Here is a 16,967-nt window from a genome sequence, read left to right on the forward strand (position 1 = left end):
GGTTCTGGAGTTGGCTCTGTATGCGCCGTATCTTATCTTGGAGCTGCCTTACTTCCGAGTCTGTATAAAACGCAACATACTCATGCTTGCAGTGTGGGCATATGAAGTACGTCTTCTCTATAGCTCCAGGAAGCCTTGCTGTCTGGAAGCCGTTCACCTCAAACTGGTTATTGCAACCTTCGTTACAAATGGCTGGCATAGCCTTACTGGTTTGTGTAGTGCTCAATTAGATTCCTCCTTAACTACATTCGCGCCATTATCGTGTTCCTCTAATACAGTTCCTTTGCAGCCACATCTAAGACAGGAATAAGTCCCCACAAGTTCTGGGTGGTCAACCGAAGCTGTCGTTATAACAATTGAGTCGCAGCCGCACTCACGACAAAAATCACCTACACCTTCAGCGATCTTGGCTTTAAAGGATCTCCTATTCAACTTTCTACCTAAAATGAATTTTTTCGTTTTTCGAGACATTGAACTAATTAGAAAATCTCGTTTGTCTAAGAACCTGATGTGTCGCTTTTTGGTTTTCTTACTGAACCTCATTCAAACACCACCTTCGTTTTTAGAATACCTAGTGAGATTAGCCAGCCCATGTACCTTAGTTCGCCCTCACCTCTGAGCTTTTGGGGTTTAGATTATGGGTTGTTATTTGCGAACCACCTGTGATTCCCTAAGCCACATTTCTGTGAGACCTACTTTAATCTTTACATCGCCAATGCCTTCATCTACTTCAACTATCACAGCCTCAGTAAGGACACGTTCACCCACTTTGTAATCAGGGTTTTCTTCTCTTACAAGTTCTCCGTCCAAAAAGATAATCTCACCATTGATAAAGAACTCTTCCATTTTCGACTTTTCGAATTCTCCAAAAAAACGAATCAGATCACCAAGCCTTAAGGTCACGCATTCATCTACAACCGCAAGATTCCCGATGCTATTATCTTTTTTCCAATATTCATTATGGTGTTTAGCCAGCAACATGAGCCCCTTTAAAGTAGGCTGGATTTTAACATATTGAATAATGTTCGCACGATACGCCATTCTGCTTCACCCTTTCTCATCAATGAGTTCCTGTATCTGCTGCTTGGAACGCTCAAGATACTTGATATAGTCTGCGGTAGTCAGTTCATGCTGTTTAACTGAACTCTCATACCTTTGGTTAAGATTTGCTCCTTCCATGCCATTCCATAGGGTTAATATTATGGCTGCTATAAAGATTAGCTGTAATAGGATGTTAATGCGTTTATCCAGATCGTTCACTCCTTTCTGGGCATAGAAAAAGCCACCCAGGTTGTGGATGGCTTTATGTATGGCTTGTAAATTGAAGGATCTGTAGTTATTAGAGCCTTACCCCGGATCCTATTCCTGAATGTAAACAATGAGTGTTTTTTCTTCATCAACAGCGTTAAACATCTTGCTTATGATTGTCCCAACTTTTGTTGATTTTACTCCTGGCTCAATCTCAACAGGAATAACGATGCTGTCTGCATTTAACAAAGCAGTTAGTTCAGTCGCATCTACGTCCAATACAACGATTTTATCGTATGAAATTTCTTTATGCTCATTTTCCACGATGATTTCTACTTTCACTATTTTCACCTCCCATCACCATAATTCGACAACTGGAAGATAAATCCTTCAAGGTTAACGTGGATATAAACAGCCATACACCCAACCACGTTCTTCGTTATCGTCAGGATTCTCGCTGGCTGTTGCTTCAGCAGTTCCTTCGCAAAACGGACAGGCAAGGTTCTTTCCCTTCGACTTTTCCATATTGACCAGGAATTGACCACTACACTCTTCAGATAGGCATTCATACTTTTCCAACAAAGGTTGTTCCAAAATATTACCCCCTTATTATTCATAAAGCGGAGAAGCGGATTCGAACCGCCACTATCGACCGTTCCCAGCCGAGGTGCTACCCGTTACACCAACCCCACATAGCCCATGACAGACTGCACAAAGGCGTTTCCCCAGCCTGTACTTACAGGGAGTGTATTTGTCCCGTCACTACCTAAAACTCGTGGTACGCGCCCTCAGACGGTGTGACAGGCGGTGATATTGATGCGGGCGAGGGATAAATACTCCACGCTATGAATATGCGCATTGTGGATCCCTTGTACCGTGTATTCCGCCACCACATCTAATAAAGCAAAAAGAACAGTCGGCCCGTGTATGCTGCCCTTTGGCTAACCGCCTCAGCTGACAGATGTTTGTGTCGGGTACTGTTCTCTTTGTTTTCCTATGCTATAAGAATAACATATCAATAACCTAATGACTGATAAATTATTGTTATTATTCTGGGATTTTTTTATTAATTTCTCTTTTCTGTTTTTTCCATAATCCAGAAAAATGGTTATTTACATAGAATTTTATCGGTGTTACCTTTAATATCAAATACCATGAAAGGTAGGCATACCTAATGAAGAAAATCGCTTTGTACATACGTGTTAGTACAGATGAACAAGCCCTAAAAGGAAACTCATTAAATGAACAAGAAGAACGCCTTCGCGCTTATTGTCACGCAATGGAGCTAGAGGGAGAAATCGAGACATTTATTGATGATGGTTACTCCGCAGGTAGTATGAAAAGACCTGCTCTAACAAGGATGTTAAAAATGGCACGGGAAAAAAAATTAAGTATGGTCGTTATTACTAAGATTGACCGTCTCTGTCGGAACCTCAAAGACCTTCTCTTGTTAGTGGATGAATTGGACGAGATACAATGTGGTTTCGCTTCTGCTGGTGAACGGTTTGATACATCTACGGCTGCAGGTCGTATGGTTTTACAAATCCTTGGTGCTTTCGCAGAGTTTGAACGTGGAAGGAACAGAGAACGTGTCAGAGAAAACATGCTATCTATAGTCACCAATACAGACAAGGCGGTGTCTCGTCCTTGCTTTGGTTACAATGTGGTTGACTCAAAATACGTAATTAATCAAGAAGAAGCTGAAGTAGTTCGAAAAATGGTCGAATGGATGTTGCAAGGTGAGGGAGCACACCGAGTCATGAGAAGACTCAATGACATGGGAGTAAAAACTAAGGATGGTAAATCATTCACTCAACTTTCAGTAGGGAAGTTGATGCGAAGAGAAACAATTGCAGGTATGTTTGTTTATAACCGTGGGTATTCCCTTCGTGGAAAAAGCCTTATACGCCCAGAGGAAGAGTGGATAGTGATAGAGGAGCATCACGAGCCTATAATTGACAGAGAAACATTTAAACGCCTGCAGATTGCGATTACAGCCAGAAAAACGAGTGGAAAACAGGCTGACAATGAACGTTGGTTACTCACAGGCCTTGTTCATTGCACGCACTGTGGGCGTCCGATGTTTGGCAGGTATCGAAAAAAGCCGAGCGGAAAGGAATACTTCCATTACGTTTGTTCAAGTTACATGAAGCGAGCTGAGTGTTTCCATCACTTTATTGACAGAGACTTACTTGAGAATACAGTATTTGATTATCTCATGGATGCCAAAAATTATAGTGGCAGAACCGAAGAAATAACAACTAAAGACTCTCAGAATGAAGTCGATGCTGCACAATTAAAGGCTGGGCTTAAAAAACTTGATATAAAAATGCAGAGACAGATTGAGCTTTTTGAAGATGCTGATATTAGTAAAGAGGATTTTAGAATAGCGAGGGATCGCATTCATAAAGAACGTATGGCAATTGAGGAAAGACTTCACGAAGCGGAAACTGGGACAAGAGTTGCGTTGGAAAATGAATTTATCAAGCGGTTAGGTTCGATGAATAATGAACTGCACTCTAAAAATCGTGGAGAACAAAAAAATGCACTTCGTCAACTTATAAAAGTAGTTGAAGTGACTAATGCTTCAATAATTAACGTTGATGTGCGGCTGTAATGCCGCATTACATAAGGTATTTCTAAAATTACTTTTGGCTGACCAAGGAAGGTAGAGCCCTTCACTTTATCCCAATTAAAATCTCCATCAGCCTTCCGGGCGAACAGGAATGTTCCATCCCTTTGAGTCAGCTGTGCAAAATTAATGACCGGATCATCCGAGCCCTGCTGATACACGTAAATGGAGGTTTCTGAACCAACCAACGCTACATCAATAGCTCCTGAGAGCAATGCAGTCATCGTTTTATCGCCACCGGGAATCGTCTGCAGTTCTACATCCAGCCCTTCATCTTTGAAGAAACCTTGAGTCAAGGCAACATACTCGGGTGCATAAAAGACAGAGCGGGTAACCTCCCCAATCTTCACCTTTACCGTCTCTGACTTTCCGCCGCAACCGGCAAGTACTGAAAAGCATAAAGTAATGATCATGAGCGACAATGACAGCTTTTTCCGAATCTTCATTCTTCATTCTCCTTTCTTACCGGGTCCTTCGCCCTTGCTTAAAGCATATGCACATGCCTACTGAAAGGTTAAAATCCCGAATATCGCGGGGAATTAAAAGAATATCCATGATATCAGCGGTTTTTAATGATTTTATGGATAAATATCACTGAATTTGCTGTTTTTATATCTGTGCAAACGTTTTACCTGAGGATTTGATTACAGTACTATAAGAATTAAAGCGCTTACCATTTCCTTTATAGGAAAATTGCAGCAGAAGGGGTTATTTTATATGGATAAACGAGCAACACCTATCGCCAAAAAACACACAATAAACGGACTTTTGACTCTTAGCTTAACTGCCGTTCTGCTATCCGGTTGTTCAGGAAATAATAACAATATTCCTTCCTCTGCCTCCCCTTCTCCATCGCCAAAAGCAAATACAGCTCAGAATACTACAACACCTCCCGCTGCAAAAACGATTACCACTGACGAACAGCCCTCAACGGTTTATTATGAGATTTTTGTTCGTTCATTCTATGACTCTGACGGGGATGGCATCGGTGACCTCAAAGGGATTACCAAGAAATTAGATTACTTAAATGACGGAAATCCTGACACCACAGACGATCTGGGGATCGGTGGGATTTGGCTTATGCCTATTAACCCTTCACCAAGCTATCATGGTTACGATGTGACAGATTATCGTGCAATCAATCCAGATTATGGGACGATTGAGGATTTACAAGAGCTCGTTACGGAGGCGCATAAACGTGGGATTAAAGTAATTATGGATTTGGTCGTGAATCATACCTCCAAAGAACATCCTTGGTTCGTAGATTCCGCTAAAAATAAAGACAGCAAATATCGCGACTGGTACATATGGGCTGAAGATCAAGGACGCCCTGCCAATGGAGCTAGTGCCGCTGGTAGTGGCAGTGCATGGCACTCTTTACTGGGTAGTCATTATCTAGGTGGCTTTTGGGAAGGCATGCCTGATCTAAATTTTGATCATACGGAAGTTCGTAATGAAATGAAGGATATCGGTAAGTTTTGGCTGGAACAAGGGGTTGATGGATTTCGTTTAGACGCTGCTAAACATATTTACGAAGACCTTCTAAGCGACAAAAGCCAAGCCACAACTAATAAAAATGTATCTTGGTGGCAGGATTTCCGCAAAGCGATGAATGAAGTGAATCCTCAAGCTTATATTGTCGGCGAAGTATGGGAGAATTCTGCAGTCACCGTAGGGGCTTATTTGGATCAAGCCTTCGACTCTAGTTTTAACTTCGGGTTAGCTGAGACCCTTATTAATTCCGTGAAAACTGAAAAAGACAGCGGGACTGCCTTTACGCTGGAACGTACGTATAATTTGTACTCCAAAATATCTGATAGCCATTTTACCGATGCAATTTTTTTGACAAATCATGATCAAAACAGAGTCATGAGTCAATTAGACAGCAATCTGGATCATGCAAAAATGGCAGCAGCCCTGCTGTTAACCTTGCCTGGAAATCCTTTTATTTATTATGGTGAAGAAATAGGAATGCTTGGTGTAAAACCAGATGAAGGAATTCGTGAGCCCATGAGATGGATGACAGCGGATCAGGTTGAGGGGCAGACTACTTGGGAGGTCGGCAGCAATAACGCTGATGATGTTAGCATTAATGTCGAAAGCCAGACTAACGACAGCAGCTCACTGCTTAAAAGATACCGCGAACTCATTGCGTTAAGAAACGAAGTCCCTGCGCTCCGTGATGGCGGAATTCGAGACTACACTTCTGGCAATGCAGGGGTAATGGCCTACGAACGTATAACAACAGAGGATCAAGTCCTCGTTGTTCATAACCTAACTGGAGATGAACAAATCATTACGCTTCATCCAAATGCCGAGGGTATCTCTTACACCAAGATCCAAAAGACAACTGCTGACAAAGTGACCTTAAATTCAGATCAGCTTACTCTTCCTCCCTATTCAACGGTTATTGTGGACTAGGAAAAGAGGAGGAATGAAAAACCCACTCTGCCACAGAACCACATAATTGTGCTTTCGATATAGGAAGAGCTACAATCCAGTCTTGGGAAGGATCGCTGCTCATTCGCAGCAACCAGCCACTTGAATGATCGCTTATGAAGCTAGCATACTGAAACTTCCAGCCATTTTCACTAGAAATACAGAGTCGCAATTCTCCCTCTGCGTCGAAGCATTTCATCACTTGTGCAAGATGGTTGGAATGGACATCATCTCCTGTCTCTGCAGCTAAACACTCTGAGAGTCTGTGAACCGTAGAGGAATCAGAGCCTTTTTTCAGCTCCTTGAACCTTTTTTTTGACATTAGTAACGCCGGAATCCCGTGAGCAAAGGGCTCCATCGCTCTCTCACATTCGAACAACTCGAGACAAAAGCTCTCTGTTTCCTCTCTGTTCTTCAGCACACACGGAGGAGAGTCCGGTGTATTATTGCAGTAGGCTAGTATTTTATCCTTATGTATTTGTAAGCACAGATCTTTAGTTTTCTCCTTCTCTCTATATTTGAATCTACCTATCCTTTCTGCTGTAGACGCAGTATTTAACAATTCATTTAAAACTACTTGGTCGGTTACCCGATCTGGAAATAAAAATTCCGTTAAATCCGTTAAATCCGTTCGTTCTTTCTCATTCACATTATTGTATCCTTCCTGTATTACATATAAATGTATATTAAACTAGCAATCTTTATGTTATCATAAGCTAATTTTAAGGTAAAATTAAGAAACAAGGGGTATGATCATTAACATGAAATACTTGTAGCGAGGTGATTTCAAAATGAGAATGCTCATCACATTTCAGAACAAACTTGTACCTGTGTATTTCACAACAGAAAATAAACAGCCCACTCAAAAAGTACTTAGATTACTTAACAGTACGCTGGAGCTCAAAATTCAAAAGGGCAAAAGTGCCCTCCAGAAATGCCTCAATTCTCTGATTAGTATCGAAATTAAAGGCTCTGAAGCTATATTGCACAGTTACAGTGAAAATGATTCATTGGCGCTATCCCTCTATTAATGGAGGGGTAGTTTTTTTGTCACAACATTGCTGTCCTCAGCTTTCTAATAAGGAACGTCCTAAGTAGCCAAGAGGTGCTGCTTGGACCCGTTGTCTTTTTGATGCTAACTTGATCAAAAATGACACTCCGTTTGATTTAGATACTATTTGCGCATACATAGGCAAACATAGCTTCAACTCTCAAAGTCAGGGACCTTGGTTCGCTGGTTCTGCTTGGTGCTACTTTGTACTGATTTTGTGCTATTTCATGGCACGTTTGGATTGCTGCTTGCCGGCCATCCCCATAGCCGGCTGCTATCGGACTCAGATGACCTTAATCGTAACTTTTGGGCTCATTTGGAATTCTAACGGACCCCAGGGTCACTATTGGCTCGAAAAACACTAATTATCTACCTCAAAAAGCTGAATAGCTGCGCTGGAGTCCGAAACTCTGCTCTATTGACTAAAAATTCGCATATAGCGTCATCTGAGTCCGCGGTAATCTAAATTCGAAACTGAGTTTGCTTTAGTTGCTATTGTCGTGTACATAGTTGCTACTGTCGCGTACATAGTTGCTACTGTCGCGTGCATAGTTGTTACTATCGTGCACATAGTTGCTACTGTCGCGTACATAGTTGTTACTGTCGTGTACATAGTTGCTACTGTTTTAGCTTTAGTCGCTGCTTTTGAACTCATAGCCACTGCTTTCGGACTCAGATGACCTTAATCGTAATTTTTGGGCTCATTTGTAATTCTAACGGACCCCAGAGTCACTATTGGCGCGAAAAACACTAATTATCGACCTCAAAAAGCCGAATAGCTGCATTGGAGTCCGATACTCTGCTCTAATGCTCATAAATTCGCATATAGCGTCATCTGAGTCCGCGGTAATCAAAATTCGAAACTCAGTTTGCTTTAGTTGCTATTATCGTGTACATAGTTGCTACTGTCGCGTACATAGTTGCTACTGTTGTAGTTTTAGTCGCTGCTTTTGAACTCATAGCCACTGCTTTCGAACTCATAGTACGATTCTATCGGACTCAGCTGACCTTAAACATAAATTTTGGGCTCATTTGTAATTCTATCGGACCCCAGAGTCACTATTGGCGCGAAAAACACTAATTATCGACCTCAAAAAGCTGAATAGCTGCGCTGGGGTCCGAAACTCTGCTCTAATGACTGAAAATTCGCATATAGCGTCATCTGAGTCCGTTGGCCGCTGAGGATACTTGGAAGGTCACTTAGCGAGTGATTTGTTGTCTGACTTAGCCGTTAACTTGGTGTGTAGCTCAGTGAGTTACTCAGCGGGTGACTTGGTGTGTAGCTCAGTGAGTTACTCGGCGGGTGACTTGGTGTTACTTGGTGTGTAGCTCAGTGAGTTAATCAACGGGTGATTAGTTGTGTTAGTCAGTGAGGTGACTTAGCCGTTAACTTGGTGTGTGACTCAGTGGGTAACTCAGCGGGAGATTTGTTGTGTGACTTAGTAAGTCGTTTAGCGGTTGACTTAATGTGTGACTCAGTTAGTGACCTACACGTTACTAGTTATGTGACTCAGTGTGTAACTTAGCAGTTGACTTGGTATGTTACTCAACAAATGACTTTGCATGGGTCATCAGATTAGATGTAGCGGGTGGCCTGACCCTACTATGTCACCTGCCAAAAGCGACGTTTGTCGTAGGTTGGCTTTCATTTGCTGCCCCTTTATGCTGAAGCAATCTGCCAGGACTAAAAAACGCAGAGCAGTGATCCCCCCTTAACGGGAGGATCACTGCTCTGCTATATTTACGGACTTTTTTAACCCAAGGACTCTGTCTCATTCAGCGAAAAATCTACTATTAGGAAGAGCTAAGCAATTATCAGCTGATCTTGTAATTCTTCTGCTCTGCTTTTTCAGCTTTCTGGATTCGAAGTCTAAATAGCTTCACTAAATTCTGACGCGTATGCTCTTCGTGACAGCTGTCCAATTTTTTAATGATAAACCGATCGATGGACATGTCAATCGCTCCTTTTAGATCATTCTGGAACTTATAGAGACAGGAAATTATTTCCTGTTCTCTTGTATCACCTATTAACCTTGTTTTCATTTTTTCAAACTCCTTAACCGCAAACAAATTTCAAGAACAAAAAAATAATTTACAAACAAAAGATTACATGCTATATTAAATATAGTTAATATTAAATACACACATGCAAGGGAGAAATCATAATGTCTAAAGTTCTATTTATTAAAGCAAACAACCGTCCAGCAGAACAATCCGTAAGTGTTAAGCTGTACAATGAATTCTTGGAGAGCTACAAACTCAACCACCCAGAAGATGAAATCACTGAGCTTGATCTGTTCGCAGAGCAACTTCCATACTACGACAATACCCTGATCACTGGTATGTATAAAGCCGCTCAAGGATACGAAGCAACACCTGAGGAAGCAGCTGGTGCCGCTATCGTTAATAAATATCTTAATCAGTTCATCGCTGCAGATAAGGTAGTATTCGGTTTCCCACTGTGGAACATGACTGTACCTGCTGTATTGCACACTTATGTAGATTACCTTTGCCAAGCTGGTAAAACATTCTCTTACACTGCTGAAGGTCCAGTTGGTCTTTTGACAGGTAAAAAAGCAATCGTTCTGAATGCAAGAGGCGGTATCTACTCTGAAGGTCCTGCTGCAAGTGCTGAAATGGCAGTAAACTTCATCGTTGGTAACCTTAACCTGTGGGGAATTAAAGATATTACACAAGTAATCATCGAAGGCCACAACCAACTTCCAGCACAATCCGCTCAAATCATTGAAAACGGATTGCAACTGGCTAAGGAAACTGCTGCCTCCTTCTAAACCATAACCGTTTAGATTCAATTCAATAATGAAGGGCGCCCCTTAGCTTTCAAAAGCTAAGGGGCGCCCTTTTTCAATGTCTATGCCGTTATATCAATTCTTTTTAATATTCATCCAGCTCTTTACGCCATCCGTATCCTCTGGTTCTGGATGAACTCACTTTAGTGGAAGCTGCGCTTTTTCTCTTAAGCTTGGCTTCTTTATTATTTTGGTACAATACTTCTCGTTGTGTTTTTCGGTAGTTGAATAGTCTCTTCTCTTCCAGTTCACCTGTTTGGACTGCTTCCAGTACAGCACAGCCCTCTTCGCGTTCATGTCTACAGTTACTAAACCGGCACTTAGAAGCTAGACCGCTGATATCACTAAACGCTAGATCAAGACCACCTTCATCTTCCCAGAGCTGCAGCTCCCGCATCCCCGGTGTATCTACGATAATCCCCCCATCCGGCAAAACAAACAGTTCACGGTGGGTAGTAGTATGACGTCCGCGGCTATCCCCTTCTCTAACATCCTGCGTAATCTGAAGGTTCTTCCCGCATAGCCAGTTGACCATTGTCGACTTCCCACAACCGGAAGAGCCCGTAAGAGCTACTGTTTGACCCTCACCAATGTAAGGCAGCAGCTTCTCGCGTCCTTCATCTTGTATTGCACTAACAGCATGTACTGATACTCCGGGAGCCGCGCTCTCCATTTCAGCGATTTTACTGTCTGCATCAGGACAAAGATCCGCTTTAGTGAGTAGAATAACTGGATTTGCCCCACTATTACAAGCCATGATCAGATATCTCTCCATCCGGCGAACATTAAAGTCATCATTCAACGCGCTGACCAGAAATAATGTGTCTACATTGGAGGCAACAATTTGCTCATCTTGTGTATTTCCTGCGACTTTGCGTGAGATCACACTCTGCCGAGGCAATACGCCATGTATGATTCCATGCTCGCCGCCATCTTGCATCGCCAATGCTACCCAGTCTCCAATGGCAGGAAAATCACCCGAGGCTACAAATGTGTGTCTCAGCTTCCCGGCAAGCTCTCCCCACGTCTCTCCTACATCAGTTAACACCTTGTACTTACTGCCAAAGTCACCAACGATTCTCCCGGGAATAAATTGTTTATCCTCTGCATGACTCCACTTTTCATTCCATTTTGTACTCCAGTTTTCATTCCAACCATATTGCTTTATGCTATTCATTCATTTCCTCCTAAAAGATATGTTTATGTTTTTTCTTGCCCCTTGGCGTTTTCCGAGAACACAAAAAGCCGCCGGAAATAAAGACTCCGGCGGCGGTATATAGACATGTGGATTTATTACACCAATCCAATCTTTCTACACACGCAAAAAAGCCACCGGACCCTATACGGTTCCCGGTGGCTCTAATAAGCGTAATTGAGCTTACCTGCTAAACTGCACGAATCAATTATTCGGCAGCAGCTGTTCCCGGAAGACACGTATCCACAACAGTTGAGTTCATTACATTTAAAACTGTCATAAAACATCGTCTCCTTCCGAAATTTAAGATGCTGTTATCATAATTGGTGCAGCAGTAAAATGTCAACCCCAAATTTTCCAGATTACAAAATAGCCTTTAATTCTTTCAGCTCACGGATCATTTTCCAAGGTTGGATGTCCAGCTGATCATCCCAAGGATGTTTCCTTTGCAGCCATATCCCTTCAAGGCCAGCCTTACCTGCACCCCAGATATCATTTACCGGATGATCCCCTATAAACAAGGTTTGATCCGCAGAGGCACCCAACCTGTCTAAAGCTAATTGATAAATCGCAGGATCAGGCTTCGCAATGCCAACTTCTCCAGATATAACAATAGCCTTGAAGTACTCTCGCAGGCCGAGAATATCAATTTTGGTGTTCTGGATTTCTTTTTTACCGTTGGTGACCAGCCCCAAAGTATATCCACGCTCCACGCAATACTCCAGAATCTCCAAAGCATGCTCCATGGCTGCACCATGATTGATGTAGCTCGCATCATAATACGCTCGGATATGTTCAGCCGTCACAGGCTTTTCCCAAGGCAGGATCTCACTAAGTTCTAAGAAAAATCCGTCTTTATCACGGTAGCCATCAGCGTCTCTGTGGATCATATCCTCGATCACGGCCTGCGCTTCCGCAGGTTCAAGATGCCCAAGAAAATCCTGCACGAACTGAGTGCTAAAGCTGCGAAATGTATAGTCGCGATCCATTAAAGTATTGTCCAGATCAAATAAAATAGCTTGTACTTCCTTCATCAAGCAATTCCCCTTACATGCTGTTAATTTTCAAACCTAACCTACAGAATGTAATTGTACTATGCCTTTAGAGACAAAGAAAAGACTATTCAACAAAAAGGATTTGTGGCTTCCCTTTTACTGAACAGTCTTTGTGAAGATTCATATCTGCGTCATTCCTTTACTCGAAATGCTCTGCCCGATGGGTCAGCATCATTTCTTCATCCGTAATATACAGCGGAAAAGGAGGTGTTTCTTTTAGATAACTTTCTGTAGATAACAACCGATAATGAACCTCTGGCAACCAGGTGTCTTCAAGCAGTGGTAGCTTGCCTGTATCACTAATATAACTGTCTACAGCAGCCTGAACTAAATCAAGATAATACGGTACTAACTTGTCTTCTTCCTCGAAAATTTCATAGGTCTCTCGAGACATATAGAAATTCCGTTCGGGTATTCCACCCAAATAACGTTTCAGACGACTCATATCGATTCTTTTGTCCTCTAAGATTAATGCTGTTCTATTAATAGGTCCAGGCATATCTTCTTCGAACTTTCGAATCGCCTGTTTCACTTGAGGTAATGTGACGGTTACATGATCTGATTTGGGTTGCTTTTTTGTGCGTTTAAATAACATAACGAAAGTCTCCTTTCTAAATATGTCTCAGATAACGCTTACAATTCCATTTTATTCGAAATTCGAATAATTAATCAGTACATTTCAAATCGACACAGAATGTTAATATTTAAAAGATCATTATTTGACATATTCCCACCGAGTCCATACTTCTCGAGGATTTAGTTCATACTTGTCCTTCTCACGATACATAAACTGATGCATGATGAATTCACGACGAATAGTAGCAAAATCTTCATGAAACTGCTTAATAAACTCATTGATTTCCTTTTCCGTATAAATTACACCTGGCTCCAGCTTCTCAACCATGTATTGAAGCGCTATCAATTTCTTCTTGTATTGTGCGGGAATTTGCCGCAGCCGGCCATCTTTAGAGAAAAAATTACGAATTACAGTATCCTGAAGACTATTCTCAGGCAATTGCTCTTCCATATCCTCAGCTCCTTTCGAAAAAATAAATTGCAGTGAAGCTTCAGCCCCATTATTGATAAACTCCGGATTCAACTTAAAGTAAACTGTATTTTTGTCGCGTCTTTCCTTTATTAGAGCCGCTTCACGTAATTTAGCCGCATGATGAGTGACTGTAGGCTGCGATAAATTCAACTTCTCAGCCAGCGCTTGCCCGTGCATTTCTCCTTGGGACAAAAGCAACAATAAGCGAAGACGCGTTGGATCAGCTAAAGCTTTATGATAACTCACGATTTTCTCCAACTGCACTGGGTTCACGCTCCTAGAATTTCACAATACATTGATACATTAGATATATATCTAATTATATAATAATCAACGTTGTTCTTGCAATGGTTATTATACTCAATCTGCTCTTATGGAAAAATTCATGAATTTAGGGTAGGATTTAAAGAAAAGATAGTAACAATCAGGAGGTAACCCGCTTTATGAAAGATGTCATTATTATCGGTGCAGGTCCTTGCGGCCTCTCGGCAGCTATTGAATGCCAACGCCAAGGTCTGTCCAGCCTTATCATTGAAAAAAGCTTTATTGTGCACTCCATTTATTTGTATCCAACAAATATGCAATTTTTCAGTACGGCTCAGTTATTAGAAATCGGGGATGTTCCTTTCACTTCGACCAACGACAAGCCTTACCGTCATGAAGCGCTTGTCTATTATCGCCGAGCCGCCGAGCAATATGGTCTAGAGATCGCCGCTTATGAAGAAGCATTATCCATTGAACCGCTTGAAGATGGAACCTTTGCCGTACATACGTCAAATATGCGTGGTGAGCATCAGAAACGTATCACTGCAAATGTAGTTATAGCAACAGGTTATTTTGATCAGCCGAATATGATTGGCATTCCAGGTGAAGAACTACCTAAAGTTACTCATTATTTCGGTGAAGCCCATCCTTACACGGGAATGAAGGTAACTGTAATTGGCGGCAGTAATTCCGCAGTAGATGCAGCACTGGAGCTTATGCGTGTAGGAGCTACGGTAGATATGGTATATCGTGGTGAAAGCATCTCAGAGAATATTAAACCTTGGGTTCGGCCAATCTTTGAAGGCATGGTGCAAAAAGGGAAAATCACTCTGCACTTAGGCTCGCGTGTCACTGAAATTACTGCAAGCTCAGTAATTGTTACGGATCATAAGGGGGACAAGAAAGCATTGGATAATGATTTCGTTCTTGCCTTGACTGGCTTCCGTCCGAGCCGTACCCTCCTCACTTCAGCGGGTGTGATCATGGATGACGACATGGATAAGCCTGCTTTTAACACCTCTACCATGGAAAGTAATGTTCCAGGGTTGTATGTTGCTGGAGTAATCGCCTCCGGCCGCAATGCTAACGAAGTGTTTATTGAGACCGGAAGAGGGCATGGTAAGCTTATTGCAGATCACATTGTGTCAAAAGAAAGTTCTAATCCTAAGGAGTTGAAACATTAAGATGGACATGACCTCTTTGCTTTTGCTTGGACTTGCAGCGCTCGGAGTTATCAGCAGCAATTCCCCTGTAACAATAGCAATGGTCGTCCTATTACTGCTAAGAGTACTTGGCTTACAGCAAACTTTTCCTTGGCTAGAAAAATACGGTTTAACCATCGGGATTATCATCCTGACCATCGGGGTCATGACCCCATTAGCCAGCGGCAAAATATCGCTGCAGACAGTCGGTCAATCCTTCTTGCACTGGAAGTCCTTGCTTGCTATCGCTATTGGCATTCTCGTCGCTTTTCTTGGAGGCCGCGGTGCTACGCTCATGACCAACCAACCCACAGTTGTTGCAGGTCTGCTGATTGGCACGGTGATTGGGGTTGCGTTATTTAAAGGCGTTCCGGTCGGACCGCTGATCGCAGCCGGCATTTTATCACTTATGATCGGCAAAATGTAATAGAACAGCACAAAAAAGACCGCTTTTGGCGGTCTTTTTTATTGTGCCTTTTATTGAACCTTCTTCTTCATTATTCCTCCACCTGAGAAATGGACTGCGGAATTTGCTGCACCGCTCTTTTTTCAACGACTAATAAATCTTCAACGCCATACTCTGTCTTAATTTTCTGCAACTGCTTCAAAGCCTCTTCTTCTGTATTAAAATATCCTGCTTCCACGAGATATAAGCCCTTCTCATCCTTTAACATCCGCACATCCTCTAACCCATATAACATTTCTTCAGCCATACCCAGCGCCTCACCAGAAGGCTGTGAGACCGTTCTTAACGAATATACAGAGCCCCCTTTTACTTCGTCTCCTTTCTCTTTTAACGTAATCACTACCTGTGCTGGCTCTTTATATTCCTTTACCTCATAAGCAACCGAGTCCGTAAGCGTGACATTGAACCGAATAGCCGAATCATCTAGCGTAATTAGTGGATAAGCATCCTGGACATATCGGCTTTGTTTTAATGTCTCCAGATCTTTGACTGCTGAGAATTTTCTCGCCCCACTTACTGTAATCGTCATTGTTGCCGGATTTTCCGTAAACTTTACGTTATATGAGCTTGCTAACTGTTGTGTTTCATCCGGATTTGCAAAATTCAAAATCAATTGATCGCTATTCTTCAATTGTTTCACCGAAATAAAGTTCACATCTACTCCATCCTGAATGGTTCCACCGCCTGCACTTCCTTCCGTAAATTGCAGAACACTGACCAGCTTACCTAGAACCGGTATTTGATCCATACTACTCGCAAAAGCAGGAACCGTATTTACACCCACCGTAAAAGAAATCAATACAGCAGCAGCTACTGATCCTGTCCATTTCAAGGCCCGTTTTGAAGAACTATTTTTCTGTTTATAGATTTTTCCTCTTTCAATTCCTTTACGAGAAGCGAATGATAGTTCTTTAGGAATTTCAATCTCATTATAGGCTTGCTGTAGACGTTCTAGTTGCTTATCCAAAGTACTCACTCTCCTCCATACTTATTTTTAATTTTTCCAAACCTCTATAAATAACGGTTTTGACACTGCTCAGGGGCATATCGAGAACTTCTGCAATTTCCTTTATGGGCAAGTCCTCCAAATATCTCATCACAATCACCATTCTTGATTTTTCATCAAGGCCGCTGAGCGCTTCATGCAAGTCCATAACTTCTTCCCTAGATTTCGGAGCATAGCTGCCTCCCAGCTCTTGATCTATATACACGATTTTTTTAGATTTACGGATAAAGTCCAGCGCACAGTTGACAGCGATCTTGGTGAGCCAAGTTTTAAAATATTGCGGTTGCTTCAATTTATGAATGGAGATATAGGCTTTGAAGACGGTCTCCTGCACAATCTCCAGCGCATCCTCTTGATTCCGCACATAGGAGTAGGCCATTCGGTATAAACGCTCCTGCATGCCGTCAATAAGCGCAGTAAAGCTGTCTTCATCACCTGCTATCGCCTTTTCCTCAAGCGTGGTTTTATTCACGTTCCTCACTTCCTTTCATGATGTTTATAAGCTTTAGACGCACATGATCTCCGAAAAGACTCAGATTCCGTTTAGAATT

The 16,967-nt window shown here is 42.1% G+C and carries 17 protein-coding genes, 1 tRNA gene and 1 pseudogene; 6 read left to right on the forward strand and 13 right to left on the reverse strand.

Annotation, left to right across the window (positions count from 1 at the left end; translation table 11 throughout):
* Nucleotides 1–645 precede the first annotated feature (645 nt).
* The 4 genes from NST40_RS17685 to NST40_RS17700 form a co-directional block, all read right to left on the reverse strand.
* Nucleotides 646–1,041, reverse strand: a complete 396-nt coding sequence (locus NST40_RS17685; RefSeq protein WP_076219177.1) for a hypothetical protein — start codon at nt 1,039–1,041, stop codon at nt 646–648.
* Between the two features lie 318 nt (nt 1,042–1,359).
* Entirely contained in the window at nt 1,360–1,590 is a 231-nt protein-coding gene (locus NST40_RS17690) for a hypothetical protein (protein WP_342409799.1), read from the reverse strand.
* Nucleotides 1,591–1,644: 54 nt separating this feature from the next.
* Entirely contained in the window at nt 1,645–1,842 is a 198-nt protein-coding gene (locus tag NST40_RS17695) for a hypothetical protein (RefSeq protein ID WP_342409800.1), read from the reverse strand.
* A 25-nt stretch (nt 1,843–1,867) separates the two neighbouring features.
* Nucleotides 1,868–1,940: transfer RNA gene (locus tag NST40_RS17700), tRNA-Pro, on the reverse strand.
* 482 nt (nt 1,941–2,422) lie between these two features.
* On the opposite strand from NST40_RS17700, the gene NST40_RS17705 reads away from it, so the two are divergent.
* Nucleotides 2,423–3,865, forward strand: coding sequence for a recombinase family protein (locus NST40_RS17705; RefSeq protein ID WP_076277257.1), 1,443 nt, complete (start codon nt 2,423–2,425; stop codon nt 3,863–3,865).
* A 38-nt stretch (nt 3,866–3,903) separates the two neighbouring features.
* Here the strand turns inward: NST40_RS17705 and NST40_RS17710 are convergent.
* Nucleotides 3,904–4,326: pseudogene (locus tag NST40_RS17710) on the reverse strand (ABC transporter substrate-binding protein); the annotation flags it as partial.
* Between the two features lie 271 nt (nt 4,327–4,597).
* On the opposite strand from NST40_RS17710, the gene NST40_RS17715 reads away from it, so the two are divergent.
* A complete protein-coding gene (locus tag NST40_RS17715; protein ID WP_076277256.1) occupies nt 4,598–6,301 on the forward strand; it encodes an alpha-amylase family glycosyl hydrolase in 1,704 nt (567 codons plus the stop codon).
* Here the strand turns inward: NST40_RS17715 and NST40_RS17720 are convergent.
* A complete protein-coding gene (locus NST40_RS17720) occupies nt 6,288–6,968 on the reverse strand; it encodes a hypothetical protein (protein ID WP_076277255.1) in 681 nt (226 codons plus the stop codon). The genes NST40_RS17715 and NST40_RS17720 overlap by 14 nt on opposite strands.
* Before the next feature lie 142 nt (nt 6,969–7,110).
* Here NST40_RS17720 and NST40_RS17725 point away from each other — a divergent pair, with 142 nt between their 5' ends.
* On the forward strand, nt 7,111–7,350 hold the full coding sequence (locus NST40_RS17725) for a hypothetical protein (protein WP_036687997.1): 240 nt from the start codon (nt 7,111–7,113) through the stop codon (nt 7,348–7,350).
* 1,835 nt (nt 7,351–9,185) lie between these two features.
* Here the strand turns inward: NST40_RS17725 and NST40_RS17730 are convergent.
* A complete protein-coding gene (locus tag NST40_RS17730) occupies nt 9,186–9,413 on the reverse strand; it encodes a hypothetical protein (protein ID WP_038571602.1) in 228 nt (75 codons plus the stop codon).
* Nucleotides 9,414–9,535: 122 nt separating this feature from the next.
* Between NST40_RS17730 and NST40_RS17735 the strand changes: the two genes are divergently transcribed.
* Nucleotides 9,536–10,162 (forward strand): FMN-dependent NADH-azoreductase, encoded by a 627-nt coding sequence (locus NST40_RS17735; protein WP_342409801.1) that lies wholly within the window; start codon nt 9,536–9,538, stop codon nt 10,160–10,162.
* Nucleotides 10,163–10,265: 103 nt separating this feature from the next.
* On the opposite strand, the gene rsgA is transcribed toward NST40_RS17735, so the two are convergent.
* The 4 genes from rsgA to NST40_RS17755 all read right to left on the reverse strand — a co-directional run bounded on the left by rsgA (nt 10,266) and on the right by NST40_RS17755 (nt 13,742).
* Nucleotides 10,266–11,357 (reverse strand): ribosome small subunit-dependent GTPase A, encoded by a 1,092-nt coding sequence (rsgA, locus tag NST40_RS17740; protein ID WP_342409802.1) that lies wholly within the window; start codon nt 11,355–11,357, stop codon nt 10,266–10,268.
* Between the two features lie 380 nt (nt 11,358–11,737).
* Nucleotides 11,738–12,409 (reverse strand): HAD family hydrolase, encoded by a 672-nt coding sequence (locus NST40_RS17745; RefSeq protein WP_340393813.1) that lies wholly within the window; start codon nt 12,407–12,409, stop codon nt 11,738–11,740.
* Between the two features lie 160 nt (nt 12,410–12,569).
* The gene (locus tag NST40_RS17750; RefSeq protein ID WP_036688004.1) at nt 12,570–13,025 is read right to left on the reverse strand and encodes a DUF3939 domain-containing protein; all 456 of its coding nucleotides are present in this window, start codon (nt 13,023–13,025) and stop codon (nt 12,570–12,572) included.
* Between the two features lie 120 nt (nt 13,026–13,145).
* A complete protein-coding gene (locus NST40_RS17755) occupies nt 13,146–13,742 on the reverse strand; it encodes a metalloregulator ArsR/SmtB family transcription factor (RefSeq protein ID WP_076277252.1) in 597 nt (198 codons plus the stop codon).
* Nucleotides 13,743–13,921: 179 nt separating this feature from the next.
* On the opposite strand from NST40_RS17755, the gene NST40_RS17760 reads away from it, so the two are divergent.
* Together NST40_RS17760 and NST40_RS17765 are read left to right on the forward strand one after the other, a co-directional pair.
* Nucleotides 13,922–14,926, forward strand: a complete 1,005-nt coding sequence (locus NST40_RS17760; RefSeq protein ID WP_036688007.1) for a YpdA family putative bacillithiol disulfide reductase — start codon at nt 13,922–13,924, stop codon at nt 14,924–14,926.
* A 1-nt stretch (nt 14,927) separates the two neighbouring features.
* Entirely contained in the window at nt 14,928–15,371 is a 444-nt protein-coding gene (locus NST40_RS17765) for a DUF441 domain-containing protein (protein ID WP_076219219.1), read from the forward strand.
* A gap of 70 nt (nt 15,372–15,441) precedes the next feature.
* Here NST40_RS17765 and NST40_RS17770 read toward each other — a convergent pair whose 3' ends face one another.
* Together NST40_RS17770 and NST40_RS17775 are read right to left on the reverse strand one after the other, a co-directional pair.
* On the reverse strand, nt 15,442–16,377 hold the full coding sequence (locus NST40_RS17770; RefSeq protein ID WP_076128342.1) for a DUF4179 domain-containing protein: 936 nt from the start codon (nt 16,375–16,377) through the stop codon (nt 15,442–15,444).
* Nucleotides 16,370–16,888 carry a sigma-70 family RNA polymerase sigma factor gene (locus tag NST40_RS17775; RefSeq protein ID WP_076128340.1) on the reverse strand — a complete coding sequence of 173 codons (519 nt, stop codon included), beginning with the start codon at nt 16,886–16,888 and terminating at the stop codon, nt 16,370–16,372. Before NST40_RS17775 ends, NST40_RS17770 begins: the two co-directional genes overlap by 8 nt.
* Nucleotides 16,889–16,967 lie beyond the last annotated feature (79 nt).

This window comes from Paenibacillus sp. FSL R10-2778, from assembly GCF_038593035.1.
Classification (GTDB): Bacteria; Bacillota; Bacilli; order Paenibacillales; family Paenibacillaceae; genus Paenibacillus_AQ; species Paenibacillus_AQ odorifer.

Excerpts from the sequence above, each read along its gene's own strand:
- NST40_RS17685 (WP_076219177.1), bottom strand. The coding sequence starts at position 1,041 with ATGGCGTATCGTGCGAACATTATTCAATATGTTAAAATCCAGCCTACT.
- NST40_RS17760 (WP_036688007.1), top strand. The coding sequence starts at position 13,922 with ATGAAAGATGTCATTATTATCGGTGCAGGTCCTTGCGGCCTCTCGGCA.
- NST40_RS17725 (WP_036687997.1), top strand. The coding sequence starts at position 7,111 with ATGAGAATGCTCATCACATTTCAGAACAAACTTGTACCTGTGTATTTC.
- NST40_RS17765 (WP_076219219.1), top strand. The coding sequence starts at position 14,928 with ATGGACATGACCTCTTTGCTTTTGCTTGGACTTGCAGCGCTCGGAGTT.
- NST40_RS17745 (WP_340393813.1), bottom strand. The coding sequence starts at position 12,409 with ATGAAGGAAGTACAAGCTATTTTATTTGATCTGGACAATACTTTAATG.
- NST40_RS17705 (WP_076277257.1), top strand. The coding sequence starts at position 2,423 with ATGAAGAAAATCGCTTTGTACATACGTGTTAGTACAGATGAACAAGCC.
- NST40_RS17715 (WP_076277256.1), top strand. The coding sequence starts at position 4,598 with ATGGATAAACGAGCAACACCTATCGCCAAAAAACACACAATAAACGGA.
- rsgA (WP_342409802.1), bottom strand. The coding sequence starts at position 11,357 with ATGAATAGCATAAAGCAATATGGTTGGAATGAAAACTGGAGTACAAAA.
- NST40_RS17735 (WP_342409801.1), top strand. The coding sequence starts at position 9,536 with ATGTCTAAAGTTCTATTTATTAAAGCAAACAACCGTCCAGCAGAACAA.
- NST40_RS17730 (WP_038571602.1), bottom strand. The coding sequence starts at position 9,413 with ATGAAAACAAGGTTAATAGGTGATACAAGAGAACAGGAAATAATTTCC.
- NST40_RS17750 (WP_036688004.1), bottom strand. The coding sequence starts at position 13,025 with ATGTTATTTAAACGCACAAAAAAGCAACCCAAATCAGATCATGTAACC.